Annotated in this window: 23 protein-coding genes; 11 read left to right on the top strand and 12 right to left on the bottom strand. The window is 73.6% G+C overall.

All coding sequences use genetic code 11. The features are described from left to right. Positions 1–10: 10 nt before the first annotated feature. On the bottom strand, positions 11–814 hold the full coding sequence (locus QSK20_RS05375; RefSeq protein ID WP_285787430.1) for a class I SAM-dependent methyltransferase: 804 nt from the start codon (positions 812–814) through the stop codon (positions 11–13). 89 nt (positions 815–903) lie between these two features. Further along, entirely contained in the window at positions 904–1,929 is a 1,026-nt protein-coding gene (gene ligD / locus QSK20_RS05370) for a non-homologous end-joining DNA ligase (RefSeq protein ID WP_285787429.1), read from the bottom strand. Positions 1,930–1,976: 47 nt separating this feature from the next. Between ligD and msrB the strand changes: the two genes are divergently transcribed. Continuing rightward, positions 1,977–2,387 carry a peptide-methionine (R)-S-oxide reductase MsrB gene (msrB, locus tag QSK20_RS05365; RefSeq protein ID WP_285787428.1) on the top strand — a complete coding sequence of 137 codons (411 nt, stop codon included), beginning with the start codon at positions 1,977–1,979 and terminating at the stop codon, positions 2,385–2,387. Between the two features lie 122 nt (positions 2,388–2,509). Further along, complete coding sequence (locus QSK20_RS05360; protein ID WP_285787427.1) at positions 2,510–2,770, top strand: metallothionein; 261 nt, start codon at positions 2,510–2,512, stop codon at positions 2,768–2,770. A gap of 78 nt (positions 2,771–2,848) precedes the next feature. Here QSK20_RS05360 and QSK20_RS05355 read toward each other — a convergent pair whose 3' ends face one another. Then, the gene (locus QSK20_RS05355; protein WP_285787426.1) at positions 2,849–3,709 is read right to left on the bottom strand and encodes a lamin tail domain-containing protein; all 861 of its coding nucleotides are present in this window, start codon (positions 3,707–3,709) and stop codon (positions 2,849–2,851) included. Between the two features lie 155 nt (positions 3,710–3,864). Between QSK20_RS05355 and QSK20_RS05350 the strand changes: the two genes are divergently transcribed. Next, the gene (locus tag QSK20_RS05350) at positions 3,865–4,317 is read left to right on the top strand and encodes a GNAT family N-acetyltransferase (RefSeq protein WP_285787425.1); all 453 of its coding nucleotides are present in this window, start codon (positions 3,865–3,867) and stop codon (positions 4,315–4,317) included. Between the two features lie 51 nt (positions 4,318–4,368). Here the strand turns inward: QSK20_RS05350 and hemQ are convergent, their stop codons facing one another. Genes hemQ through hemE form a run of 3 tightly spaced genes read right to left on the bottom strand, consistent with a single transcriptional unit; the run spans position 4,369 to position 7,604 of the window. Continuing rightward, a complete protein-coding gene (hemQ, locus tag QSK20_RS05345) occupies positions 4,369–5,079 on the bottom strand; it encodes a hydrogen peroxide-dependent heme synthase (RefSeq protein WP_285787424.1) in 711 nt (236 codons plus the stop codon). Then, on the bottom strand, positions 5,076–6,485 hold the full coding sequence (gene hemG, locus QSK20_RS05340) for a protoporphyrinogen oxidase (RefSeq protein ID WP_285787423.1): 1,410 nt from the start codon (positions 6,483–6,485) through the stop codon (positions 5,076–5,078). Before hemG ends, hemQ begins: the two co-directional genes overlap by 4 nt. A 12-nt stretch (positions 6,486–6,497) precedes the next feature. Continuing rightward, entirely contained in the window at positions 6,498–7,604 is a 1,107-nt protein-coding gene (hemE, locus tag QSK20_RS05335) for a uroporphyrinogen decarboxylase (protein WP_285787422.1), read from the bottom strand. Between the two features lie 188 nt (positions 7,605–7,792). Between hemE and QSK20_RS05330 the strand changes: the two genes are divergently transcribed. Continuing rightward, positions 7,793–8,365: a DUF3000 domain-containing protein gene (locus QSK20_RS05330; protein WP_285787421.1), complete on the top strand. Its 573-nt coding sequence runs from the start codon at positions 7,793–7,795 to the stop codon at positions 8,363–8,365. 157 nt (positions 8,366–8,522) lie between these two features. Here QSK20_RS05330 and QSK20_RS05325 read toward each other — a convergent pair whose 3' ends face one another. Both QSK20_RS05325 and QSK20_RS05320 read right to left on the bottom strand, forming a co-directional pair. Next, the gene (locus tag QSK20_RS05325) at positions 8,523–9,377 is read right to left on the bottom strand and encodes a hypothetical protein (protein ID WP_285787420.1); all 855 of its coding nucleotides are present in this window, start codon (positions 9,375–9,377) and stop codon (positions 8,523–8,525) included. An 80-nt stretch (positions 9,378–9,457) separates the two neighbouring features. Then, positions 9,458–10,648 carry a S1C family serine protease gene (locus QSK20_RS05320; RefSeq protein ID WP_502888862.1) on the bottom strand — a complete coding sequence of 397 codons (1,191 nt, stop codon included), beginning with the start codon at positions 10,646–10,648 and terminating at the stop codon, positions 9,458–9,460. Between the two features lie 204 nt (positions 10,649–10,852). On the opposite strand from QSK20_RS05320, the gene QSK20_RS05315 reads away from it, so the two are divergent. From QSK20_RS05315 to QSK20_RS05295, 5 genes are all read left to right on the top strand, one after another. After that, positions 10,853–12,169 (top strand): ribonuclease D, encoded by a 1,317-nt coding sequence (locus tag QSK20_RS05315; protein ID WP_285787418.1) that lies wholly within the window; start codon positions 10,853–10,855, stop codon positions 12,167–12,169. Between the two features lie 181 nt (positions 12,170–12,350). Next, a complete protein-coding gene (locus tag QSK20_RS05310; RefSeq protein WP_285787417.1) occupies positions 12,351–13,547 on the top strand; it encodes a thiolase family protein in 1,197 nt (398 codons plus the stop codon). Then, positions 13,544–15,613, top strand: a complete 2,070-nt coding sequence (locus QSK20_RS05305; protein ID WP_285787416.1) for a 3-hydroxyacyl-CoA dehydrogenase NAD-binding domain-containing protein — start codon at positions 13,544–13,546, stop codon at positions 15,611–15,613. Before QSK20_RS05310 ends, QSK20_RS05305 begins: the two co-directional genes overlap by 4 nt. Before the next feature lie 159 nt (positions 15,614–15,772). Beyond that, positions 15,773–16,477: a hypothetical protein gene (locus QSK20_RS05300; protein WP_285787415.1), complete on the top strand. Its 705-nt coding sequence runs from the start codon at positions 15,773–15,775 to the stop codon at positions 16,475–16,477. A gap of 186 nt (positions 16,478–16,663) precedes the next feature. Next, positions 16,664–17,368 carry a hypothetical protein gene (locus QSK20_RS05295; protein WP_285787414.1) on the top strand — a complete coding sequence of 235 codons (705 nt, stop codon included), beginning with the start codon at positions 16,664–16,666 and terminating at the stop codon, positions 17,366–17,368. A 53-nt stretch (positions 17,369–17,421) separates the two neighbouring features. Here the strand turns inward: QSK20_RS05295 and QSK20_RS05290 are convergent, their stop codons facing one another. The 3 genes from QSK20_RS05290 to QSK20_RS05280 form a co-directional block, all read right to left on the bottom strand. Then, positions 17,422–17,805 carry a VOC family protein gene (locus QSK20_RS05290; protein WP_285787413.1) on the bottom strand — a complete coding sequence of 128 codons (384 nt, stop codon included), beginning with the start codon at positions 17,803–17,805 and terminating at the stop codon, positions 17,422–17,424. 175 nt (positions 17,806–17,980) lie between these two features. Beyond that, a complete protein-coding gene (locus QSK20_RS05285) occupies positions 17,981–19,207 on the bottom strand; it encodes a sensor histidine kinase (RefSeq protein ID WP_285787668.1) in 1,227 nt (408 codons plus the stop codon). 8 nt (positions 19,208–19,215) lie between these two features. Continuing rightward, positions 19,216–19,884: a response regulator transcription factor gene (locus tag QSK20_RS05280; protein ID WP_285787412.1), complete on the bottom strand. Its 669-nt coding sequence runs from the start codon at positions 19,882–19,884 to the stop codon at positions 19,216–19,218. Between the two features lie 128 nt (positions 19,885–20,012). On the opposite strand from QSK20_RS05280, the gene QSK20_RS05275 reads away from it, so the two are divergent. Continuing rightward, entirely contained in the window at positions 20,013–21,341 is a 1,329-nt protein-coding gene (locus QSK20_RS05275) for a C39 family peptidase (protein ID WP_285787411.1), read from the top strand. A gap of 99 nt (positions 21,342–21,440) precedes the next feature. Here the strand turns inward: QSK20_RS05275 and QSK20_RS05270 are convergent, their stop codons facing one another. Continuing rightward, on the bottom strand, positions 21,441–22,733 hold the full coding sequence (locus tag QSK20_RS05270) for an outer membrane protein assembly factor BamB family protein (protein WP_285787410.1): 1,293 nt from the start codon (positions 22,731–22,733) through the stop codon (positions 21,441–21,443). Between the two features lie 115 nt (positions 22,734–22,848). On the opposite strand from QSK20_RS05270, the gene QSK20_RS05265 reads away from it, so the two are divergent. Next, entirely contained in the window at positions 22,849–24,738 is a 1,890-nt protein-coding gene (locus QSK20_RS05265; RefSeq protein ID WP_285787409.1) for a DUF6311 domain-containing protein, read from the top strand. Positions 24,739–24,842 lie beyond the last annotated feature (104 nt).

The raw sequence follows: 24,842 nt of genomic DNA, 5'->3' as shown, positions 1-24,842 counted from the left end.
GGGCCGGTCGTCAGGCCCCGCAGAGGATCTCGCCGTGCAGGATGGTGAACCAGCCGTCGTCGGCGGCCGCCCACTCCCGCCACCCCGTCGACAGGCGGGCCAGGTCCTCCTCGGTGGCGAGGCCGGACGCGCGCACCTGCTCGGCCATGGCCGAGTGCCGGATCCGGTCGGCCCACATGCCGCCCCACCACTGCCGGTCCTCCGGGGTGGCGAAGCACCAGGTGCTGGCCGTGGCGGTGACGTCGGTGAACCCGGCGGCGCGGGCCCAGGAGAGCAGCCGCCGACCGGCGTCGGGCTCGCCGCCGTTGGCGCGGGCGGCCCGCTGGTACAGGGTGAGCCACTCGTCCAGCTCGGGCACCCGGGGGAACCAGGTGAACGCGGCGTAGTCGCTGTCGCGGGCGGCGACGATCCCACCGGGTCGGCACACCCGACGCATCTCCCGCAGGGCCCGGACCGGGTCGGCCACGTGCTGGAGCACCTGGTGCGCGTGGACCACGTCGTACGCCGCGTCGGGCAGGTCCAGCGCCTGCACGTCGGCGACCACGAAGTCGACGTTGTCCCGGCCCCGGGCGGTCGCCTCGGCCCGCGCGAGATCCAGGGCCTCCCCGGTGACCTCCAGCGCGGTCACCCGCGCCACCCGTCCGGCCAGGTCGACGGTGATGGTGCCGGGCCCGCAGCCGATGTCGAGCAGGGCCTGGTCGGAGGCGAGGTGGGGCAGGAGGTAACCGGCGGAGTTCTCCGCGGTACGCCAGCGGTGCGACCGCAGCACCGTCTCGTGGTGTCCGTGCGTGTAGACGTTGCGGGCGGCGACCATGACGGGACCTCCTCGTTCCGGATGCCCCGAACCTAGCCGCCTCTTCCCTGGATGCGGGACGTCGATCCCGCCAGGCGAGATACGCCGCCTCAGTCGGCCTCCGGCCGGGCCCGGGACGGCTGCACCCGTTTGGGCTCACCGGGCATCTTCGGGTGGTCCGGAGGGTACGGCAGGTCGCCCGAGCCGGCGGCGTCGTCCCGGTCGGCCCACTCCAGTAACGGGGTGATGTCCCACGGACGGTCGTCGATGCCGGCGTGCGGGTCGCCCCGCTCGGCCAGCCGCGCCGGCACGCTGCCGAGGTGGAAGTCGTCCGGGTCGACGTCGGGCAGTTCGTCCCAGTCGACCGGGGTGGAGACGGTGGCCCGGGCGTTGGCCCGTAACGAGTACGCGCAGGCGATCGTCCGGTCGCGGGCCATCTGGTTGTAGTCGACGAAGACGTGCGCCCCGCGCTCCTCCTTCCACCAGGCCGTGGTGATCAGGTCAGGGCGACGGCGTTCCAGCTCGCGGGCCAGGGCGATGGTGGCCCGACGCACCTCGGTGAAGGTCCAGCGCGGCTCGATGCGCAGGTAGACGTGGACGCCCCGGCCGCCGGAGGTCTTCGGCCAGCCCGTCGCGCCGAGTTCGTCGAGCAGGGCCCGCAGCTCGCCGGCCGCCGTCACCGCGTCGGCGAAGTCGGTGCCGGGCTGCGGGTCCAGGTCGACGCGGAGTTCGTCGGGCCGGTCCACGTCGGCGGCGCGCACCGGCCAGGGGTGGAAGACGATCGTGCCCATCTGCGCCGCCCAGGCGACGTACGCCAGGTCGACCGGGCAGAGTTCGTCGGCGCTGCGACCGCTGGGGAACTCGATCCGGGCCGTCCGGACCCACGGCGGCACACCCCGGGCCGGCACCCGCTTCTGGAAGAACATCTCTCCCTCGATGCCCTCGGGGAAGCGTTGCAGCGTGGTGGGGCGGTCCCGCAGCGCCCGCATGATCCCGTCGCCCACCGCGAGGTAGTACTGGAAGACGTCGGCCTTGGTGTAGCCCCGCTCGGGGTAGATCACCCGGTCCGGGCTGCTCAGTCGTACGGTGTGCCCGGCCACCTCGATCTCGACGGCCGATGCCTTCGTGCCACCCATGCCGCGACCATATGTCACACCGGTGACAGAGGACTTATTCTTGCCGGGTGAGTCTTTCCGAGAGCGAACTGCCCCGCACCGAGGACGAGTGGCGCGTCCGGCTCAGCCCGGAGGAGTTCCGGGTGCTGCGCCAGGCCGGCACCGAGCGCCCGTGGACCGGCGAGTACGTCGACACCAAGACCCCCGGCGTCTACCACTGCCGGGCCTGCGGTGTGGAACTCTTCTCCAGCGACACCAAGTTCGACTCGCACTGCGGCTGGCCGAGCTTCGACGACGCGCTGCCGGGTGCGGTCAAGGAGATCCCGGACAACACGCTCGGCATGCGGCGCGTCGAGATCCGCTGCGCGCGCTGCGACAGCCACCTGGGGCACGTCTTCCACGGTGAGGGCTTCACCCCGAAGGACACCCGGCACTGCGTCAACTCGGTGTCCATCCGGCTGGAGCCGCGCGAGGCCTGAGCCGCGAGGGCTGAGCCGCGCGCACCGGGCCACCCGACCGGACGTTTTCTCCTCCGTTCCGCCACCATGCCGTCGTCCGATGGCGCACCCTCAGGGCATGACTGTCGGTGGGGGGTTCCGTCATGGCGACCTGTGAGGTCTGCGGCAACGACTACTGGATGGCGTTCGAGGTCCGGACGGTCAGCGGTGACTCGCACACCTTCGACTCGTTCGAGTGCGCGGTGCACAAGCTGGCGCCGGTGTGCGAGCACTGCCAGCTGAAGATCGTCGGGCACGGCGTCGAGGTGTCCGGCCGGTTCTTCTGCTCGGCGCACTGCGCCCGTACCGTCGAGGGTGAGCGGGCCGCCGCGATCGCCGACACGGTCGGTGCGCGTCCGGCCTGACGGGCACCGGACGCGACCACCGCGGACCGTGCGTGTCGCACCGACCGTCGTCGCGGTGGCCGCGTCCGGCGGTACGTGTCAGGGCGTCAGCGCCCGCGATCCGTACCCGTACTCGGAGACCACCTCGCCGTCGGGTCCCCGCAGGGCCGCGCGGTCACCCTTGTCGTTCCAGATCGGGCGTCCGCTGCCGTAGGAGAAGCCGCCCCACTCGGGGTGGTGCTGGTTGGTGTAGATCCGGATCCGCTGCCCCGGCTGGAGCACCGTGCCGGGCGGGAACTCGAAGTCCTGGCCGGCGTCGTCGGCCCCGAGCGTCCAGCCGCTGATGTTCGCGGCCACGGTGCCCCGGTTGACGATCTCGACGTACTCGTCCGCCTGGGTGTACTTCACGTCGCCCCGGTTGCGCACGGTGGTGATGACCACGTCCGGCCGTCCGGCACGGGCGAAGATCGCGACGATGTCCGCGCTGTTCGCGCCGTTCTCCGGGCTGACGAACGTCCGGACGACCTGGCCACCGCGCTTGAAGCCGCTGATCACCACGCCGTACTCGACCCCGTCGATCGTCACGGTCTCCGGCGAGACGAACGTCGGCAGGTCGACCACGTCGTCCGGGGTCGGACCGTTGTTCGGGGTCTCGTTGTGGTGGAAGCGGAAGCTGAAGTCCGACTCGGTGCCGTCCTCGAAGGCCACCCGCACGACGAGGTCCACGTCGAAGTGCTGGGCCGGCATGCCCGTGATGGGGAAGTTCTCGTGCGTGTACGTGCCGAGGGTGAACTCGGTGCCGTCGGTCTGCACCTCGACGGAGCCGCCGCGGAAGACGTACCCGCTCTGGCCGGAGCCGGCCGGGGTACCCCACCGGACGTGCTCGGTGCCGAGTCCGTTGAGATTCGGCGGGCTGACGCTCAGGGACGACCAGCTGCCGGTCGTCAGGGCAGTGCTCATACAACCTCCATCGACGCCACGAATTCGGACTTTTCCGCACACAATGATATTTGTTGATTATTAACGGCATGCGAAGGGTGTCCGCTTGGCGACATGGGCTTGCGTCCGAGCGATCCTCCGGTCAGGCCGCCGACCGGGGGCACTAGCCTGGCGGGATGCTGCCCCGCACCCCGGTTCTCCGGGTCTCCTCGTTCGCCGACCTGGACGCCCGCACCTTCCACGACCTGCTGAAACTGCGCATCGACGTGTTCGTGGTGGAGCAGGCCTGCGTCTATCCGGAGCTCGACGGGCGGGACGTCGAACCGGGCACCCGGCACCTCTGGCTGGCCGAGGACGGCGTACCGGTGGCGTACCTGCGGATCCTGGCCGACCCGGGCGGCGTCGAGCGGATCGGCCGGGTCGTGGTGGCCCCGTCGGCGCGCGGCGGCGGCCACGCCGGGCGGCTGATGACCGAGGCGCTCGCCGTGGTCGGGCACCGCCCGAGCGTCCTGGAGGCGCAGTCGCACCTGGTCGGCTTCTACGCGCGGTACGGCTTCAACGCCAGCGGCCCGGAGTACGTGGAGGACGGCATCCCGCACACCCCGATGCGCCGGGAGGCCACGGCCTGACCGACCCCGGCCTCGACGATCGACCGGGGTCGGCGGCGACGCCGGAACGGATCAGGGCAGGGTGGCGACGATGTCGGCGATCGAGCGGCGACGGCCGGTGTAGAAGGGGATCTCCTCGCGGACGTGCCGGCGGGCCCGGGAAGCACGCAGGTCGCGCATCAGGTCCACGATCCGGTGCAGCTCGTCGGCCTCGAAGGCGAGCATCCACTCGTAGTCGCCGAGGGCGAACGAGGCGACCGTGTTCGCCCGCACGTCCGGGTAGCCACGGGCCATCCGGCCGTGCTCGGCGAGCAGCTCCCGCCGCTCGGCGTCGGGCAGCAGGTACCACTCGTAGGACCGCACGAACGGGTAGACGCAGATGTAGGCCCGCGCCTCCTCGCCGGCCAGGAACGCCGGGATGTGGCTCTTGTTGAACTCCGCCGGCCGGTGCAGCGCCATCTGCGACCAGACCGGGGTCATCGCCCGCCCCAGCGCGGTGCGCCGGAACCGGCCGTACGCGTCCTGGAGGTCGTCGCTGGAGGACGAGTGCCACCAGACCATCAGGTCGGCGTCGGCGCGCAGCCCGGCGACGTCGTAGGTGCCCCGGACCACGACGTCCTTCCCGGCCAGTTCCTCGACGAGGGCGTCGGCCTCGGCGACGACGTTGTCCCGCAGGGCCGGCAGCGGGCCGGTGGCCCGGAACACCGACCACATGGTGTAGCGGATGCTGTCGTTCAGCTCCCGCAGCCGGGCCGCATTGGTCTGCTCGGTCTGCTCGGTCATGTCGCCGCTCCTCCCAGTGCACTGATGATCTCTTCGGCCGCCGTCTCGCCGGACCGCACGCAGACCGGGATGCCCACCCCGTCGTACCCGGCCCCGGCCAGGGCCAGCGTCGGGTGTGCCGCCCGCAGCGCCGTCCGGGCCGCCGCCACCCGGTCGGAGTGTCCCGGGGTGTACTGCGGCAGCGCCCCACCCCACCGTTGCACGTGGCTGCCCAGTGGCGTCGGCAGCGTCGTGCCGAGCACGCCGGACAGCTCCCGGTGCACGGTGGCGACCAGGTCGGCGTCGGAGAGCTGCAACTGCTGCTCCTCGCCGTACCGGCCGACCGAGGCACGCACCAGCGCCACCCCGTCCGGCCGGCGCAGGTGCCCCCACTTGGTGGTGAAGAAGGTGGCCGCCTTGATCAGCAGCCCCTCGGTGCCGGGCACCAGGAAGCCGGAGAGGGCGGGCAGCTCCGGCTCGGGCAGGGCCAGGCTGACCAGGGCGACGCTGGCGTAGTCCAGCCCGCCGATCCGGGTCGCCGCCGCCGGGGCCGCCTCGGCGAGCAGCCGCGCCGCCGGACGGGCCGGCACGGCCAGCACCACCGCGTCGACCTCCACGGACTCCGGGTCCCGGGTGGGGCCCACGGTCAACCGCCACCGCCCGCCCAGCGGGGTGAGGTCGCGGACCGTCGCGCCGAGCCGGATCGTCGCCCCGCTGGCCCTCGCCGCCGCCTCGACCAGCCGGCTCATCCCGCCGGCCAGCGCGCCGAAGACCGGTGTCCCCGGGGCCCGGGGCGCGGCGGCCTGCGCCGCCCGGACCGCCCCGGTGAGGGTGCGCTCCACCCGGGCCGCGCGGGCCAGCGCCGGCATGGTGGTGACCAGGGAGAGGTCGTCGGCCCGGCCGGCGTAGACGCCGCCGAGCATCGGGTCGACCAGCCGGTCCACCACCTGGTCGCCGAGGCGGGCCCGGACCAGCGCGCCGACCGCGACGTCCTCGTCCGGGCCGAGCAACGGCTTCCCGCCGTCGAGGTCGGCCGCCGCGGTCGGCTCGGCCACCGTCGCCACCTTCTCCAGATCCCCCGGTACGCCCACCAGCGTGCCGCCCGGGATCGGGCGCAGTCCCCCGTCGACGGCGAGCGCGGCCTGCCCGACGGTCGGGTGCACGATCTCGGCGGCGAGTCCGAGCCGGCGGACCAGGGCCACCGCCCCGGACTCGCCGCCGGCCGGGTCACGCATCAGGAACGACTCCGCGCCGAACTCCACCGGCCCGCCGGCCAGGCTGCCGGTGCGCAGCTTGCCGCCGAGCGCGCCGGACTGCTCGTACACGGTGACCTCGGTGCCGGCGGGGGCGCGGTCGTGCAACCGGACGGCCGCGGCCAGCCCGGTGATCCCACCGCCGATGACCGCGATCCGCCACGGTCGCCGCATCGTCGCCTCCGGTCAGTCGACGGGCCGCGCGGACACCTCGTGCACCAGCGCGACCACCCGGGTCAGCACGTCGGGGTCGGTCTCCGGCAGGACGCCGTGACCGAGGTTGAAGACGTGACCGGGGGCGGCCCGGCCCTCGTCGAGGATGCGTCGCACCTCGGCCTCGACCACCGGCCAGGGAGCGAAGAGCACGCACGGGTCGAGGTTGCCCTGGACCGCGCGCTCCGGGCCGATCCGCTTCGTGGCGACGTCCAGCGGGGTACGCCAGTCCACGCCGACCACGTCGGCGCCGGCCTCCCCCATCGCGGTCAGCAGCTCGGCGGTGCCCACTCCGAAGTGGATCCGGGGCACCCCGGCGTCGGCCAGCCCGGCCAGCACCTTCGCCGAGTGCGGCTGCACGTAGCGGCGGTAGTCGGCCTCGGAGAGCGCGCCGGCCCACGAGTCGAAGAGCTGCACCGCGGAGACCCCGGCGGCGACCTGGACCCGCAGGAACTCCAGCGTCACCTCGGCGAGCCGGCCGCAGAGCGCGTGCCACAGCTCGGGGTCGCCGTACATCAGCGCCTTGGTCTTCGCGTGGGTCCGCGACGGGCCGCCCTCGACCAGGTAGCTGGCCAGGGTGAACGGCGCGCCGGCGAACCCGATCAGCGGGGTGTCGCCCAGCTCGGCGACGAGCAGCCGGACCGCCTCGTCGACGTACGAGACGTCGTCGACGGTGATCGGCCGGATCCGGTCGACGTCGGCGCGGGTGCGCACCGGCTCGGCGACCACCGGGCCGGTGCCCGGCACGATGTCCAGGTCGACGCCGGCCGCCGCGACCGGCACCACGATGTCGCTGAACAGGATCGCCGCGTCCACGCCGTGCCGGCGGACCGGCTGGAGGGTGATCTCGGCGACCAGCTCGGGACGGCGGCAGGACTCCAGCATCGCCACGTTGGCCCGGATCTCGCGGTACTCCGGCAGCGACCGCCCGGCCTGCCGCATGAACCAGACCGGCGTGTGCGGGCCGGGGCGCCGACGACAGGCCCGGACGAAGGGCGAGTCGACGGTGCGGGATGCTCCGCCCGCGCTCCGGCGGGTGTCTCCGTCTCGGGCAGCGCCGCCCGCAGTGGTGGTGGTCATCGCCGCAATCGTGCCACGTCCACCGTGACCGCCGGTCGCCCGGGTTGCGAAGGACACGCCTCCGAGAGCCACCGGACGGTCACGCTGCGCGTTCCCGGTAGCCGGTACGGCGACAGCGGCGGCGACGAGCGGTCCGGTGCCGGCGCGCCGTCCGCCAGCCGGACGCGGCGGCGGCTTAGGCTGCCCGCATGTCCCCTCCGATCGCGCTCCCGGAGACCTTCGCCCGCGCGGTCGCCGGGTTGCGGTCGGTGGCGACCCGGCCCGAGATCGTGATGGAGGAGGTGGGCGCTCCGAAGCGCCTCGCCCCGTTCGCCTTCGCCCTCTCCGCCACCGTGCTGCGCGACGACGACGAGGTCGCCACCGGGCGGCTGATCCTGCTCCACGATCCGGCCGGGCACGAGGCGTGGCAGGGCACGCTACGACTGGTCAGCTACGTCACCGCGGACCTGGAGTCCGACCTCGCCGCCGATCCGCTGCTGCCCGGGGTGGGCTGGACCTGGCTGACCGACGCGTTGGAGGCCCAGGACGCGGGCCACCGGGCGCTCGGCGGCACGGTCACCCAGACCATGTCCACCCGGTTCGGCGACCTGGCCGGCCCACCGGCCACCGGGGACATCGAGATCCGGGCCTCGTGGACCCCGCTCGACGACAACCTGGCCCCGCACCTGCACGCCTGGTGTGTGCTGCTCGCCTCGACCGCCGGCCTGCCACCGCCGGGGGTGACCGCGCTGGCCGACCGCCGGTCCGCCGCCACCGGCTGACGCCGGCACCGCGCCCCGGCGGCCCGAGGGTCCCGCCGGGGCGTCACCGCTGCGGGCCTCCCGGCCGGGCGTGTCCGGTCGGGCCGGACGCAACGGTCCGCAGGCCGGTCGCCGTGACACGACGACCGGCCTGCGGACCGACGGGAAGCGCGGTGGGTCAGAGGTACTTCTCGGCCTCGTCGCAGACCGCGTCGAGACCCTTCACCGCCTGGTCGTAGGCGGCCTTGTTGTTGGCCGCGGCGGCGGCCAGCGCGGTGGTGAGCTTCTCCAGGCAGTTCGCGATGACCTTCTTCTGCCGGGCCTGCTCGTCGCGGTCGTTCTTGGTGCCGGTGAGGTCCTGCTGGGTGTCGGTCAGCTTGTCCTTGGCGGTCTGCAACTCGCCCTTGAGCTTCTCGATCTCCTTGACCCGGGTGTCCCGGTCGGTCGTCCGGGCGACCAGGTTCTTCTCGGTGCGCTCCAGGTCACCGCTGGTGTTGAGGTACAGCCCGGTCATCACCCCGCCGAGGACGAAGAGCAGGCCGGCCACGATCGCCAGCACGAGCACCGCCCGGCCGCGTCCGCCACCTCCCCCCGAGGTGGTCGCCGGCGGGTACCCGGGCGGGCCGGACATCGGCGGGCCGTAGGGCTGGCCGGAGGTGGGCGTGTACTGACCTGGCACCGGCCCGCCGGAGGTCGGGCCGTAGGCGGCCGGTGCCGGCGTCTCGGCCGGCGGCGCGGACTGCGGGTAGCCACCGGGGTAGCCGGGCTGCTGCGGGTATCCGGCGGCGGGCGGCGCGGACTGCGGGTAGCCCGCCGCGGGTGACGCGGACTGCGGGTAGCCGGTCGCCGGTGGCGCGGACTGCGGATACCCGGCCGGCGGCTGGGCCGACAGCGTCGGGTCGACACCGAACTGCTGGGTCGGCTCGTGCCCCTGCGGTTCGCGCTGGGAGCCGTACAGCCCGCCGCCGGGGCCGGCCGGCGGCTGCTGCGGGTACCCCGGCGGGGGGTACCCGCCGGTGGGTGGCTGGGTCATGGCTACTTCCTCCGAGTGGGCTGGTCCGGCTCCGGCTGACGGGGCGGACCGGGCGGGTGCGGGGCGCGTGGGCGGACGGATCAGCAGATGTCGAAGCCGTCGCACGCGGTCTTGATCGGCACGGCCAGGCCGATGCCCTCGGCGTTGCGGGCCTTGGCGGTGGCGATGCCGACGACCTGCTTGGCGCTGTTGATGACCGGACCCCCGGAGTTGCCGGGGTTGATCGGAGCGTCGAACTGGATCACGTCACCGCCGCCGTTCTCCGCCTTGCGGAAGGCGCTCACCACCCCCGTGGTGACGCTGTCGGTGAGGCCGAGCGGCGCGCCGACGACGACGATCTGCTGCCCGGACTTCACCGGGGTGGCGGCGGTGACCAGGCCGGTGAACTTGGCCGCCGTCCGCAGGTGGGCGACGTCGTTCTCCTCGTCGACCTTGACGATGGTGGCCGGGAACCGCTGGTCGGTGCGCTCCAGGAACACCTGGCGCTCGCCGCTGGTCCAGAGCGACTCGACCACGTGGTAGTTGGTGAACAGGTTCGCCCCGCCCTCGGAGTTGGGCTTGCCGACGGCGAACGCGGTGCCGGTGGAGGTGCCGGCCCGGACCCGGAAGACGCTGCGCAGCACCGTCTCGGCGATCTCCTCCGGGTTGAACACCGTGCCGGCCTGCTTCTCCAGCTCCTCCGTGCGCTGTTCCACCCCGTCGAGGCGGACGCCGTCGCGGTCCTGCGCGGTGGCCAGGTCGCTGCGGGTGTCGCCGAGCCGGTCGTTGAGCACGTGGATCTGGTACGCCTGGACGCCGGACACCAGGACCAGCAGCAGCGCCAGCAGCAGGGCGGCGCGGGGCAACCATCCGGAGCGCTGGCGACCGGCGGGCGCGTCGACCGGGTAGGGGGTGCCCGGGAAGGCCGGGCCGGAGGCGGCCGGAGGCTGGCCGGGCGACCAGGTCGTCGGGGCGGGCGCCGGGGACCCGCCGGTCGCCGGGCGCGGCGGGGCCGGCGGTGGCCCGGTCTCGCCGGCGGTCGGCCAGGTGCCCCGGGGTGCGGGCACCGCGGCCGGGGCGGCGTAGCCTGCCGGGGCCCCCGGGTGTCCCCCGCCTGTCGGGGGCTGGCCGGGGACCGGGGCGGAGCCCGCCGGAGGCGCGGGCCAACCGCCCACCGCCGTCCGTGGCGGTTCCATCCGTGGTGGCAACGGACCCGGTCGACTCCCCTGCTCACCGGAACCGGGTGCCGGCCCGACCGGTCCACCGTCCTGCGGCCCGTACCCCGCCGTCATGATTGCCACGTCCTCCCCGGTGAGCTGCCTGCCGGCCGGCCACCGGCGCTGCGCCGGCGGTGGGCCCGATGGACCGTACCGGCCCGGAACGACATTGTCTCCCCTCTTGTCCACTCCCCCGACACGGCGGTACCAGGGGCGGCCGCCGACACGCACCGGAGGAGGCTGCGCGCACCCGATCGCCGCGCGCACTAGGGTTGTCAGGTGACCGACGAACCACCCCTGCGCCGTCGGGCCGCCGAACGCCGACCGGGAAACGAACCGCAGCACCCGCCATCGGCCGCGCCGGAGCCGACGGACGCGGGGACCGAAGCGACCGCCGAGCAGCCCGTACCCCTGACCGCCCCCCGGGAGGGCACACCCGCGCCGGCGGCCACATCGGCCGCGCTGGCCGAGGTGGTGGCCCGGTTCGCGGCGGGCACCGGACCGGTGGCCATCGACGCGGAACGCGCCTCCGGATACCGCTACAGCCAGCGCGCCTACCTGGTCCAGCTGCGCCGTGGCGGGGCCGGCACCGTCCTGATCGATCCGCTGCCCCTGCCCGACCTGTCCGCCCTCGACGCGGTGATCGGCCCGGCCGAGTGGGTGCTCCACGCGGCCAGCCAGGACCTGCCCTGCCTGGCCGAGCTGGGGCTGCGCCCGCGTCGGCTGTTCGACACCGAACTGGCCGCGCGGCTGGCCGGATTCGAACGGGTCGGCCTGGCCGCGCTTACCGAACACCTACTGGGTTACACCCTGGAGAAGCACCACTCGGCGGCGGACTGGTCGAGCCGGCCGCTGCCGGAGTCCTGGCTGACCTACGCCGCCCTGGACGTGGAGCTGCTGGTCGACCTCCGCGACGCGCTCGCCGCCGAGCTGGAACGGCAGGGCAAGCAGGAGTGGGCGGCGGAGGAGTTCGCCGCGCTGGTCGCCGCCGGCGCACGGCCGCCCCGGGTGCGGGCCGAGCCGTGGCGGCGCACCTCCGGCATCCACCGGCTGCGCGGCGCGCGGGCCCAGGCGCGGGTCCGGTCGATGTGGTACGCCCGGGACCAGATCGCCGCCCGGCGGGACGCCGCCCCGGGACGGGTGCTCCCCGACTCGGCGATCGTCGCCGCCGCCGAACTGGACCCGAAGGACGAGAAGACGCTGCTGACCCTGCCCGGTTTCGGTGGCCGGTCGGTGCGCCGGCTGGCCCGTACCTGGCTGGCGGCGTTGGAGGACGCCCGGCAGCTGCCCGAGGACGCGCTCCCGGTCAGCCCGGTGGTGGAGGGTCCACCTCCGCCGCACCGGTGGGCGGAACGGGACCCGGTGGCCGCCGCGCGGCTGGCCCGGTGTCGCGAGGTGGTGGTCCGGATCGCCGGGGAGCACCGCCTGCCGCCGGAGAACCTGATCGCCCCGGACTCGATCCGCCGGCTGGCCTGGACCCCGCCGGACGAGATCACCGAGGAGACCGTGACCGAGACCCTGCGTGGGTTCGGCGCGCGGAACTGGCAGCTCGGCCTGCTGGTGCCGGAGCTGACCGCCGTCCTGCCCACACCGTGACGGCGCACACCCACCCCGGAGGTCCGGGGTGGGTGTGGTGTGGGACACACGGAGGGCACGGGCACGCGTGGTTACCGGTGAGTAGCATGCGAGGAACCACGCCCGTGCCGGCGACCTTCGTTCGGTCCGGAGCGCCGCCTGTCGGCGCGCAGGCCGAACCACGGTCGAAAAGGAGGCTCCAGTGCCCCGTGAAGTTCGGGATGTCGTCTTCGTCGACGGCGTCCGCACCCCGTTCGGCAAGGCGGGTGGCATGTACGCCAACACCCGCGCCGACGACCTGGTCATCCGCTGCATCCGGGAACTGCTGCGGCGCAACCCGCAGCTGCCGCCGGAGCGGGTCGAGGAGGTGGCCATCGCCGCCACCACCCAGATCGGCGACCAGGGCCTGACCATCGGCCGGACCGCCGCCCTGCTCTCCGGACTGCCGAAGACGGTGCCCGGCTACGCCATCGACCGGATGTGCGCGGGCGCGATGACCGCGGTGACCACCGTGGCCGGGGGCATCGCGATGGGCGCGTACGACGTGGCCATCGCCGGTGGCGTCGAGCACATGGGGCGGCATCCGATGGGCGAGGGCGTGGACCCGAACCCGCGCATCCTCGCCGAGAAGCTGGTCGACCCGTCCGCCCTGGTGATGGGGGCCACCGCGGAGAACCTGCACGACCGGGTCCCGCACGTCACCAAGGAGCGCGCCGACGCGTTCGCGCTGGCCTCGCAGCAGAAGACCGCGAAGGCGTACGCCAACGGCAGGCTCCAGCCCGACCTGGTCCCGGTCGCGATCCGCGACGAGGAGGGTGGCTGGGGGCTGGCCACGGCGGACGAGGCGCCCCGGGACACCTCGCTGGAGAAGCTCGCCACCCTGAAGACCCCGTTCCGCCCGCACGGCAAGGTCACCGCGGGCAACGCCGCCGGACTCAACGACGGCGCCACCGCCAGCCTGATCGCGGCCGAGTCCACCGCCCGCGAACTGGGCCTGCCGGTCGCCATGCGGCTGGTGTCGTACGGCTTCGTCGGCGTCGAGCCGGAGGTGATGGGCGTCGGCCCGATCCCCTCGACCGAGAAGGCGCTGCGGATCGCCGGCCTGGGCATCGAGGACATCGGCCTGTTCGAGCTGAACGAGGCGTTCGCCGTGCAGGTGCTGGCCTTCCTCGACCACTTCGGCATCGCCGACGACGACCCCCGGGTCAACCCGTGGGGCGGCGCGATCGCCATCGGTCACCCGCTCGCCTCCTCGGGCGTCCGGCTGATGACCCAGCTCGCCCGGCAGTTCGCCGAGCACCCCGAGGTCCGGTACGGCCTCACCGCCATGTGCATCGGCATCGGCATGGGCGGATCGGTCATCTGGGAGAACCCCCACTGGAAGGGTGAGAACGAGTGAGCACGATCGCCGCGGCGAACGAGGTGGTCACGAAGGCGCTGCTGCGCCAGGTGAACGTGCCGGGCCTGGACCGGCCGGCCGCCCTGATCACCCTCGACAACGGCTTCGACCACACCAAGCCGAACACCCTCGGGCCGGGCGGGCTGACCAGCCTGGACGAGGCGATCACCGAGGCGCTGGCCGGGAATCCGGCGTTCGTCGCGGTCACCGGCAAGCCGTACGTCTTCTGTGTCGGCGCGGACCTGGTCAGCCTGCCGCAGATCGCCGACCGGGAGCAGGCGCTGGAGGTCGGCCGGCTCGGCCACCGGGTCTTCGCCCGGCTGAAGGACAGTGACGTCCCGACGTTCGCCTTCGTCAACGGCGCGGCGATGGGCGGCGGCCTGGAGCTGGCGCTGCACTGCCACTACCGGACGCTCTCCGGCGGCGCGGCGGCCCTGGCCCTGCCGGAGGTGTCGCTGGGTCTGGTCCCCGGTTGGGGCGGCACCCAGCTCCTGCCCAACCTGATCGGCATCCCGGCCGCCACCCAGGTGGTCATCCAGAACCCGCTGATGCAGAACAAGATGCTCCGGCCGAAGCAGGCCGCCGAGATGGGCATCGCCGACGTGCTGCTGGAGCCGGCGGACTTCCTGGAGCGGTCCCTGGAGTGGGCCGCCCGCGTGGTGCGCGGCGAGCTCACCGTGTCCCGGCCGGAGGTCGACCGGGACATGTGGGACGGCGTGCTCTTCTTCGCCCGGCAGATGCTCGACCAGCGGCTGCACGGCGCGGTCCCGGCCGCGAACCGGGCCCTGGAGCTGCTCGCCCTGGCCAAGGAGGCCGACTTCGCCACCGGCACCGCCGCCGAGGACGAGGCCCTGGCCGACCTGGTCTTCTCCGAGGAGCTGCGCAGCGGCCTGTACGCCTTCGACCTGGTGCAGCGGCGGGCCAAGCGGCCGGTCGGCGCGCCCGACAAGGGGTTGGCCCGCGAGGTCACCAAGGTCGGCATCGTCGGCGCCGGCCTGATGGCCAGCCAGCTCGCGCTGCTGTTCGCCCGCCGCCTCCAGGTGCCGGTGGTGATGACCGACCTGGACCAGTCCCGGGTGGACAAGGGTGTCGGCTACGTGCACGCCCAGATCGAGAAGCAGGTCTCCAAGGGCCGGATGGACAAGGGCACCGCCGCCAAGCTGTACGGCCTGGTCTCCGGTTCGGTCGACAAGGCCGTCTTCGCCGACGCCGACTTCGTCATCGAGGCGGTCTTCGAGGACCTGGGCGTCAAGAAGCAGGTCTGGGCCGAGCTGGAGAAGATCGTCTCGCCGGAGGCGGTGCTGGCCACCAACACCTCCTCGCTCTCGGTGACCGCGATGGCCGCCGACCTGGAGCACCCCGAGCGGGTGGTGGGCTTCCACTTCTTCAACCCGGTGGCGGTGCTGCCGCTGCTCGAGATCGTCCGGGGCGAGCGGACCGACGACGCCGCCCTGGCCACCGCGTTCGCCGTCGGCAAGCAGCTGCGCAAGTCCTGCGTGCTGGTCGCCGACGCCCCGGCGTTCGTGGTCAACCGGCTGCTCACCCGCTTCCTCGGGGAGATCTTCTCGGCCGTGGACGCGGGCACCCCGCTGGAGGTGGCTGACAGCGCGCTGGACCCGCTGGGCCTGCCGATGCGCCCGCTGGCCCTGCTCCAACTGGTCGGCCCGGCGGTCGCCCACCACGTGGGCGGCACCCTGCACGCGGCCTTCCCGGACCGGTTCGCGGTCAGCGACAACCTGAAGCGGATCGCCGAGTCGGGCCAGCCGGTCATGGTGGACGACGAGGTGAACCCGGAGGTGGCGAAGCTGCTGGTGGTCGGGGACGCGCCGTTGACCGCCGAGCAGGTCCGGCAGAACGCGCTGGACGCGCTGGCCCAGGAGATCCGGCTGATGCTCGACGAGGGCGTGGTGGCCGAGGCGCAGGACATCGACCTGTGCATGATCCTCGGTGCCGGCTGGCCGTTCCACCTTGGCGGCGTGACGCCGTACCTGGACCGGACGGGCACCTCGGAGCGGGTCACCGGGGCACGGTTCCTGCCGCCGGGGGCGGCGAGCCTGCCCGCCTGATCCGACCCAGCGGGGTCGGTACGCCGGTCGACGGCGTGCCGGCCCCGCTGCCGTCCGGTGGGACGGTCCACGCCGGACGGTGGAGCGTCCATCGGCGCGATGGTCATGTCGGTGCGGCTGGTTAGGATCACGCGTCCATTCCTGAGATCTGGAGCATCGATGTCCCAGCCGCACCACCCCCCGCAGCCGGAGTACGGCTCTGCCACCCCCCAGCCGTCCGGCATGCCCGGCCAGCCGTACGGGGCCGACCCGATGGCGGGCGGGTTCGCGCCGCCGCCGAAGAAGAAGTCCGGCGTCGGCAAGGTCCTGCTGATCGTCCTCGCCGTGGTTCTGGTGCTCTGTGTCGGCGGCGGCATCGCCATCTGGGCCACCGTGAAGGACGACGTCGGCGAGGTCGTGGAGGCCACCAAGACCCGGGTGGTCGCCCCGGAGACGCTCAACGGCCGGCCCAAGGTCACCGAGCCGGCGCTGGTGGCCGCGTCGGAGCAGATGGCCGCCGAGATCAAGAAGGACGTGCCGGAGGCGACCAGCCAGGTCGGCGGCTTCTACGGCGACCCGGCCAAGAACGACCTGGTCATGATCGTCGGGGTGTCCGGCGTGATGGCCGACCCGCAGAAGGAGATGAACGACGCGATCAGCGCCATCTCCGGGCAGCTCGGTGCCACCAACATGGCCGCCGTGGAGCCGGGGCCGCTCGGCGGCGACGCCAAGTGCGGCGACGGTTCCTCCGAGGGCGTCAAGCTCGGCATCTGCGTCTGGGCCGACCGGGGCAGCCTCGGCATGGTGGTCATCTACTTCAAGACCGGCAAGGAGGCCGAGGCGGAGTTCGGCACCATCCGCGCCGCGATCGAGCAGCGCAACTGAGTCGTCGACAAAGGGGCCCCTCCCGTGCGGGAGGGGCCCCTTCGCGTTCCGGGTCAGGCCGTGGCGGCCCGCTCGGCGGCGCTGCGCGACACACAGAACCCTGACGGAGGACATCCCATCAGGACGACGGTCATGGCGGCACGGCTGGTTAGGATCACGCGTCCATTCCTCCGATCTGGAGCGTCGATGTCCCAGCCGCACCACCCCCCGCAGCCGGAGTACGGCTCTGCCGCCACCCAGCCGTCCGGCGCGCCCGACCAGCCGTACGGGACCGACCCGGCGGCTGGTTTCCCGCCGCCCCCGCAGAAGAAGAAGTCCGGCGTCGGCAAGATCCTGCTGATCGTCCTCGCTGTGGTGCTGGTGCTCTGCGTCGGCGGCGGAATCGCCATCTGGGCCACCGTCAAGGACGACGTGGGCGAGGTCGTGGAGGCCACCGGAACCCGGGTGGTCGCCCCGGAGACGCTCAACGGCCGACCCAGGATCACCGATCCGGACGCGGTGGCCATGGCGGAGGAAATCAGGGCCGACAACGCCAAGAACGTGCCGCAGGCGACCAACACGGTCGCCGGCGTCTACGGTGACGTGGCGAAGGGCGACGTGGTCCTGATTGTCGGGATGTCCGTTCTGATCGACGAACCGGAGGAGGATCTGGACGCCATGCTCAAGAGCTTCTCCGCGGAGTTCACGGTCGGCGTCGTGGTCACCGTGCCGCCGGGCCCGCTGGGCGGCATCGCCAAGTGCGGCGACGGCTCCTCCGAGGACGTCGGACTCGGCTTCTGCATGTGGGCCGACCGGGGCAGCCTCGGCGTCGTCATCGGCTTCTCCAAGACCGGCAAGGAGGTCGAAAGGGAGTTCGGCACCATCCGCGCCGCCATCGAGCAGCGCGACTGAGTCGTCGACAAAGGGGCCCCTCCCGTGCGGGAGGGGCCCCTTCGCGTTCCGGGTCAGGCCGTGGCGGCCCGCTCGGCGGCGCTGCGCAGCACGCAGAACTCGTTGCCCTCCGGGTCGGCGAGGACGACCCAGCCGGTGCCGTCCGGCCGGCGCTGGTCGTCGACCTGGGTCGCGCCGAGGGCGAGCAGGCGCTCCACCTCGGCGTTCCGGTCCCGGTCGGCCGGCTCCAGGCAGACGTGCATCCGGTTCTTCACCGTCTTGCCCTCCGGCACCTGCACGAAGATCACCATCGGGCCGCCCGGCGGCAGCAGCATCGCCTCCGGGTCTCCGGGAAAGTCGTCGGGCTGACGGTCACAGCCGTAGACCTCGGCCCAGAAACCGGCGAGGGCGTAGGTGTCGTGGCAGTCGATGGTGACGCTGCGAACTCCTGAACTCACGATTCACTCCGTACGAGGATGGGCCGCGCCCCGCGTGCGTCGACTGTCAGCGGCACCGGCGGCGAGGCGCGGGATTGATCATGGTGGACATCGACCGCACCTCCTTTCCCTGCTCGGGCTGACCGGGTGATCATGTCGCGCCCCGCTCCGGCCGGCAACCGAATTACCGCCGCCGTCAGTCGGCGGTCGGGGCGGCGGCTCCGCCGCCGGGCAGGGCGGCGGTGGTCACCGCCGCGGAGGCGCTGACCACCGGGGTGGCGTCCGCCGCCGGCAGGGTCACCGTGACCTCCAGCCCGCCGCCGGGCTGGGCGACGACCTTGACGCTGCCGCCGTGCGCGTCGCAGACCGCCCGGACGATGGAGAGACCGAGCCCGGAACCGCGTGCCCCGGTCCGCTCCCGCCCGCCGCGCCGGAACGGCTCGAACAGCCCCGGTACGTCGGCCTGGTCCACCTCGAAGCCGGTGTTGCCGACGACCAGCCAGGACTCCCGCCCGTCGGAGCCGGTGCGCACCCAGAGCCGGCCGTGCAGGTGGTTGTAGCGCACCGCGTTCTCGATCAGGTTGCCGGCGAGCCGGCCGAGCAGGCCGGGGTCGCCGACCACCGGGGCGGGCTCCAACGCGGTCTCCACCCGCAGCTTGATCCGCTCCACCTCCCGGCGGACCGCCGACAGCGCGCCGGCGGTGCCGTCGGCCAGGTCGCACTCGGTCTTGCGGCCGAGCCGACGCCCCGCCTGGGCCTCGCTGCGGGCCAGCACCAGCAGCGCGTCGACCAGGCCGTTGGCCCGTTCGGAGGCGTCCCGGACGACGGTGGCCATCCGGCGGAACTCGGCGGTGTCCGCCTCGTCGTCGGAGAGCGTCACGTCGATCTCGGTCCGCATCACCGCCAGCGGTGTGCGCAGCTCGTGGGAGGCGTTGGCGACAAACCGTTTCTGTGCCTCGAACGCCTCGGCGATCCGGTCCAGCATCGCGTCGAAGGTCTTGGCCAGCTCGGCCACCTCGTCGTCCGCCCCGGAGTAACCGATCCGCTGGTCCAGGGTGGCCTCGCCGAGCCGGCGGGCGGTGGAGGTGACCTGGTGCAGCGGACGCAGCGCCCGGCCGGCCACGGCGTACGCGCCGGCCACCCCGACCACACTGATCGCCAGCAGGGCGACCAGGCCCTTGGCGAGCAGTTCCCGGGACGCGGCGTCGACCAGTTGCCGCTGCCACTGCCCGGCGTCGAGGGTGCGCCCGTCGGCGAGCACCACGGTGGTGCCGGGCAGCAGCTCGTCGGTGGGCCGCAGCGCGTCGCGCACCAGCAGCCAGGCGAGCAGGACGAGGATCGCGCCCGCGCCGATCAGCAGGATGCCGTTGAGCAGGGTCAGCCGCAGCCGCAGCGTGGGCCGCAGCCGGGGGCGGCGGGTCAGGTAGAGGGTCATGACGGGTCTCCGGCGGTCCGGTAGCCGGCCCCGACCACCGTCTCGATCAGCGGCGGGTCGCCGAGCTTCTTGCGCAGGGTCATCACGGTGACCCGGACGATGGTGGTGAACGGGTCGGTGTTGGCGTCCCAGACCCGTTCCAGCAGTTCCTCGCTGGAGACCACCGCACCCCGGGCCTTGAGCAGTTCGCAGAGGACGCCGAACTCCTTGTTGGTCAGGTCGACCGTCGACCCGCCCCGGGTGACCACCCGACGGGCCGGGTCGAGCACCAGGTCGGCCAGCTCCAGCACCGGCGGCGCGGGCGGGGTGGCCCGCCGGCCGAGCGCCTGGACCCGGGCGACCAGCTCGTCGAAGGCGAACGGTTTGGGGAGGTAGTCGTCGGCCCCGAGCTGGAGCCCCTCCACCCGGTCGGAGACGGTGCCGCTGGCGGTGAGCATCAGCACCCGGGTGAGGGTGCCGGAGGCGGCCAGCTCGGCGCAGATCTGGTCGCCGTGCACGCCGGGCAGGTCCCGGTCGAGGATGACCACGTCGTACCGGGTGACGAAGGCCATCTCGTGCCCGGCGTCCCCGTCGTACGCGACGTCGACCGCCATGCCCCGGCGGCGCAGTCCCCGCACGATCGCGTCGGCGAGGTTGCGCTCGTCCTCGACCACCAGTACCCGCATTCCCGGCCTCCTCGCTGCTGCCCACCACAACCTAGTGTCGGCCGCCAAACGCGAGGTCGTCGCGGGCCTCCGTCGCCCCCCGCGAGGGCGTTGCAAAGAAGCTTCGGGTACGCGATGCTGCATGAAACATGTCTACGGAACGGACCGTGATGGCCGCAGCGACGCAGGACCGGGACGTCGTCTACCGGGTCTTCCGGTTTCCGGCGGACCTCGACGACGGCACGGTGCTCGGCGTACGACCCGACGACGACGGACTCGTCCTGGGCGGACCGCCGGCTGAGCTGGCGTACGCCGATCCGCACACCGGCGTCCGCACCCGGTACGACGTGGGCCGCTGGGTCTCCCCGCCGGTCCGGGTCGGGTTCGGGGTCCACCAGGTGGTCCCCTCCTGGACCGCCCACACCCCGACGGGCTGCTGGGTCCAGGTGGAGGTGTGCGGCTGGACCGACGACGCCCCGACCACCGACTGGTACGTCCTGGCCCGGTGGGCCGCCGACGACGAGGGGATCCGCCGCACCTCCGTACCCGGGCAGCGGGACCAGCGGGCCGAGGTGGACACCGACACACTGACCGTGACCGGCGCGGCGGCGACCGGCTGGCAGGTGCGGGTGACCCTGGCCCGCCCGGTCGGCGCCACCGTCGGGCCCACCCTGCGGACGGTCGGCGCGGTCGCCTCCGGTCCCCGCCCGACGGCTCCCCCATCCGCGCCCACCGCCCCCACCCCGGCACGGGCGGACGGCACCGGTCCGACGCGAGCGGACGGAACCCATACGACGCCGACCGACACCGGTCCGACGCCGACCGACGGCACGGCACGGAACGCGGCGACGGGTGACCCGGCGGCGCGCGGCCGGGTGCTGGCGGTGCCGACGTTCTCGCAACGGCTGCACGCCGGACACCACCCCCACTGGGGCGGCGGCGGGGACTCCTGGTGCAGCCCGACCTGCGTCGCCATGGTGCTGGCCTACTGGGGCGGCGGCCCCGCGCCGGAGGAGTACGCGTGGGTGGACGCGGCCGACCCCCGCCCGGAGGTCGACCACGCCGCCCGGCACTGCTACGACCACGCCTACCGGGGCGCGGGCAACTGGCCCTTCAACACCGCCTACGCCGGCCGTTACGGGATGGACGCCTTCGTCACCCGGCTGCGGTCGCTGGCCGAGGCGGAACGGTTCGTCGCCGCCGGGGTGCCGCTGGTGTTCTCCGCCGCGTTCCGTACCGGTGACGTGCCCGGCCTCGACTACGACACCAAGGGACACCTGATCGTGCTTGTCGGTTTCACGCCCGACGGCGACCCGGTGCTCAACGACCCGTACGCGTCGGACGACGCCGGGGTGCGCCGCACCGTCGACCGGCACCGGTTCACGGCGGCCTGGCAGGGGGGCAGCGGCGGGGTGGCGTACGTCATCCGCCCGCCCTCGGTGCCGCTGCCGCCGCCGCCCGCCCAACCGAACTGGTGACCGCCCGGCCCGGTCCGGCACGTCGCGCACACCGCCGGCCGGGCGTCGCCGCCGGGGCGTCGGCCTGATGCCGGCCGGAGTCCCGGCCGGTCCGCGCGGTCAGCGCGGCAGCCACCAGAGGCGGAACGAGCCGTCCCACTGCTGGCAGAGCAGCAGTTCCGGGTAGAACCGGCAGTCGCCGTAGCTGCCGGGCAGCACGTCCAGGATCCGGGGTCGGCCGCGCACGACGTCGAACTCGGCCACCAGCAGTCCCCGGTCCCGGATCTCCCGGGAGGCGACCGGCGGCCCACCTTCGACCGGCGTCTGCAACCCGTTCCAACTGCCCAGGTTGGCAAGTTCCCGGCCGGTCGCGAGGTCCAGCAGGACGACCTTCTCCCGGACCGGACTGACCGACGTGGTCGCCACCAGCCGGTCCCCGACCGGAAAACCCGCCATCCACCGGGGGTCGTGCCACACGGTCCGGCCGGTCGCCCGGTCCAGCGTGCGCATCCCGCCGGCCTGCTCCCAGGAGCACAGCAGCGCGCCGCACGGGGTGACGTACGCCACCGAGGGCAGGTCGACCGTCCAGCGCCGGTCCAGCCGGTCCAGCCCGTACGCGGTGAGCGTCGGCGGGTCCATCCGGACCGCCAGCAGCAGGTCATCGACCACCTGGCCACCCATGTCGACGTCCGAGGGGCCCGGGTGGACCGGCCCGTCGGCCAGCACCCGGCCGGAGTCGGCGTCCCGCACCTCGATCCGCCCCGACGGGCGGGTCCACACCAGCCGGTCGATCCCCCGCTCGGCGAAACGGTAGTCGGTCCGGTCCGGAGCCCCCGACACCGACCAGTGCACCGCCCCGGTCGCCGGGTCGACCACCCGGACCGAGTGCCCGTCCTCCCCGCCGGGGACGGTCAGCAGCACCCGGCCGCCCTCGGTCAGCATCGGCGAGCCGGGCTGACGCCACCGTTCCCGCCCGGTCTCGGTCTCCAGGGCGACGGTGAGCGTGCTCTCCCGTCCGCCGACGGTGCTGGTCACCAGAAGGACCCCGGCGTCAGCGGCCATCGGCCAGATCCTCGGCGCGTCCGGCACCGTCCGCCGCCAGCGGGCACGCAGCGTCGACGACGCCGCCCGGCCGTCGTCGGGCAGGTCGTAGGCGGTCAGCTCCCGGTCGTCCGGCACGCCGCCGGAGCGGGGACCGACCACCACCAGTTGGTCACCGACGAGGTACGCCTCGGCCCCGGCGCGGCCGGGCACGGTCACCGAGACCCGCCGGGGTGCCGGGGCCGCCCCGGCCAGGGTGACCAGGACGAGGCCGAGCACCAGCGCGACCCGCCAGGGCCGCGGCACTCCCGGTCGACGCCCCACCGCCGGTTCCGGGTCGTCGCGCACCTCACCCAGATCGATCAGCGCCATCCGTTCCTCCCCGCGCCCCACCCGCCACCGCGGGGTCCCGGCGTGCCGGCCGCTGCCCGCGATCGGCACCGGCGGTGGCAAAAGCGACAAGACCTCTCGCGTACGATGGCGCGTCGTGGCTGTGCCGGTGGTAGACCCCTCGTTGAAGTCCGCGTCCGTGTCCGCTGCGGCCGACCCGCCGGAGAGGACCCGACCGGCGACCGGTCGGTTCGGCCGTGCCGACGCGTTGGCCATCGGAGCCTATGTGCTCCTCGGCGTTCTCGTGTGCCTGAACTACTGGGGGGACATCGAGAACCGGGTCTCCTCGCACCTGCCCACCGACCACAGCTGGTTCGAGTGGCTCTTCTCGCACGGCGCGTACTCCGTGCGGCACCTGGAGAACCCGCTCTTCTCCGAACGCCAGAACGCCCCGGACGGGGTGAACATGATGGCGAACACCTCGCTGCTCGGGGTGACCCTGCCGCTGGCGCCGCTGACCCTCCTGCTCGGTCCGCAGGTGGTCTACGCCCTCTACCTGGGCGGGGCGCTGGCCGCCACCGCCGCCACGTCGTACTGGGTGCTCTCGCGTCGGCTCGTCCGCTCCCGGGCGGCGGCGTTCGTCGGCGGCGCGTTCCTCGGGTTCGCGCCGGGCATCGTGCACCACGCCAACGGGCAGCCCAACTTCGTCTCGAACTTCCTGCTGCCGCTGATCGTGGCCCGGGTGCTCCGTCTCGGCGAGCCGGGCCGGTGGCGGCGCAACGGCGTGGCGCTGGGGCTGCTGGTGGCGTACCAGATCTTCGTCAACGAGGAGATGCTGCTGCTCACGGCGCTCGCCTGCCTGGTGATCGTGGTCGTGTACGCGTTGTCACGCTGGCGGTCCGCGCGGGCCCAGGCCGGCACCTTCCTCGCCGCCCTCGGGCTCGGCGGCGGGCTGGCGCTGCTGCTGACCGCGTACCCGATCTGGTTCCAGTTCAACGGCCCGCAGTCCTACCGCGGCCTCCAGGGTGGCGTCTTCCACAGCTGGGGCGAGGACCTGGCTGCCTTCGTCACCTTCGCCCGGGACACCCTGGCCGGGGACCCGGCGGTCGAGAAGACCATCGGGCTGACCGAGCAGAACACCTGGTTCGGCTGGCCGGTGGTGCTCGTCACGCTGGCGGCGATCGTGCTGCTCTGGCGGCGTTCCCTGGCCGCGCGGATCGCGGCGGTGCTGGTGGCGGTCTTCACCGTGGCGTCGCTCGGCCCCCGGATCCGACTGAACGGCGAGGAGACCGAGGTCTACGGCCCCTGGCACTACATCCCCGACGACCTGCCGCTGGTCGAGATGATGATGCCCACCCGGCTCACCCTGGTGGTGACCGGTGCGGTGGGTGTCCTGCTCGCGCTGGCCTGGGACACGGCCGCCCGGAGCGGCCGGGGCGTCCCGGCGACCGGCGTCAACGGTCAGCCGGCCGACGTCGAGCCCGGCGTCCCGGACGCCGGTACGGCCACCGCCGGAGCCCGCCGCCGCTGGGTACGCCCCGTCGGGTGCGCCGCCGTCGCGCTGGCGGTGCTGCCGCTGATCCCCCGGCCGCTGCCGGCCCAGCAGATCGACCCGCCGCCCGCGTTCATCACCTCCGGCGCCTGGCGGCCGTACGTGCCCGACGGCCGGACGCTGGTGCCGGTGCCCATCCCCAGCAACGTGCACGGCCTCTCCACGCTGCGCTGGAGCGCGCTGACCCGGCACGAGTTCCCGGTGCCCGGCGGCTACTTCATCGGGCCCGGCCCGAACGACGAGGGCATGTTCGGCGCGCCGAACCGCCCGACCAGCACCCTGATCTACTCCACCATGGACAAGGGCGCGGCACCGGAGCTTACCGACGAGGACCGCCGCCGGGCGGTCGAGGACCTGCGCTACTGGCGGGCCTCGGTGGTGGTGCTCGGCGCGCACCCCCGGGAGGCGGCGCTGCGCGACCTGATGACCGGCCTGCTCGGCGAGCCCCGCCGGGTCGACGACGTGTGGCTCTGGGACGTCCGTCCCCTGGTCTGACCCCGCCGACTGCGCCGCCCCGCCCGATGGGGTGGTTGCAGGGGTCCCTTCCTACCGCATTTTGCCGAGGAGGGGACCCCTGCAACCACCTGACAGGCGGTGGG

The organism is Micromonospora sp. NBRC 101691 (assembly GCF_030269285.1).
Lineage (GTDB): Bacteria > Actinomycetota > Actinomycetes > Mycobacteriales > Micromonosporaceae > Micromonospora > Micromonospora echinospora.
This window is presented reverse-complemented; position numbering and strand designations above follow the sequence as displayed.

What these genes read in the sequence shown, in the direction of transcription:
- QSK20_RS05375 (WP_285787430.1), bottom strand. Translation starts at nt 814, where the DNA reads ATGGTCGCCGCCCGCAACGTCTACACGCACGGACACCACGAGACGGTG.
- ligD (WP_285787429.1), bottom strand. Translation starts at nt 1,929, where the DNA reads ATGGGTGGCACGAAGGCATCGGCCGTCGAGATCGAGGTGGCCGGGCAC.
- QSK20_RS05360 (WP_285787427.1), top strand. Translation starts at nt 2,510, where the DNA reads ATGGCGACCTGTGAGGTCTGCGGCAACGACTACTGGATGGCGTTCGAG.
- QSK20_RS05355 (WP_285787426.1), bottom strand. Translation starts at nt 3,709, where the DNA reads ATGAGCACTGCCCTGACGACCGGCAGCTGGTCGTCCCTGAGCGTCAGC.
- QSK20_RS05350 (WP_285787425.1), top strand. Translation starts at nt 3,865, where the DNA reads ATGCTGCCCCGCACCCCGGTTCTCCGGGTCTCCTCGTTCGCCGACCTG.
- hemQ (WP_285787424.1), bottom strand. Translation starts at nt 5,079, where the DNA reads ATGACCGAGCAGACCGAGCAGACCAATGCGGCCCGGCTGCGGGAGCTG.
- hemG (WP_285787423.1), bottom strand. Translation starts at nt 6,485, where the DNA reads ATGCGGCGACCGTGGCGGATCGCGGTCATCGGCGGTGGGATCACCGGG.
- hemE (WP_285787422.1), bottom strand. Translation starts at nt 7,604, where the DNA reads ATGACCACCACCACTGCGGGCGGCGCTGCCCGAGACGGAGACACCCGC.
- QSK20_RS05330 (WP_285787421.1), top strand. Translation starts at nt 7,793, where the DNA reads ATGTCCCCTCCGATCGCGCTCCCGGAGACCTTCGCCCGCGCGGTCGCC.
- QSK20_RS05325 (WP_285787420.1), bottom strand. Translation starts at nt 9,377, where the DNA reads ATGACCCAGCCACCCACCGGCGGGTACCCCCCGCCGGGGTACCCGCAG.
- QSK20_RS05320 (WP_502888862.1), bottom strand. Translation starts at nt 10,648, where the DNA reads ATGACGGCGGGGTACGGGCCGCAGGACGGTGGACCGGTCGGGCCGGCA.
- QSK20_RS05300 (WP_285787415.1), top strand. Translation starts at nt 15,773, where the DNA reads ATGTCCCAGCCGCACCACCCCCCGCAGCCGGAGTACGGCTCTGCCACC.
- QSK20_RS05295 (WP_285787414.1), top strand. Translation starts at nt 16,664, where the DNA reads ATGTCCCAGCCGCACCACCCCCCGCAGCCGGAGTACGGCTCTGCCGCC.
- QSK20_RS05280 (WP_285787412.1), bottom strand. Translation starts at nt 19,884, where the DNA reads ATGCGGGTACTGGTGGTCGAGGACGAGCGCAACCTCGCCGACGCGATC.
- QSK20_RS05275 (WP_285787411.1), top strand. Translation starts at nt 20,013, where the DNA reads ATGTCTACGGAACGGACCGTGATGGCCGCAGCGACGCAGGACCGGGAC.
- QSK20_RS05270 (WP_285787410.1), bottom strand. Translation starts at nt 22,733, where the DNA reads ATGGCGCTGATCGATCTGGGTGAGGTGCGCGACGACCCGGAACCGGCG.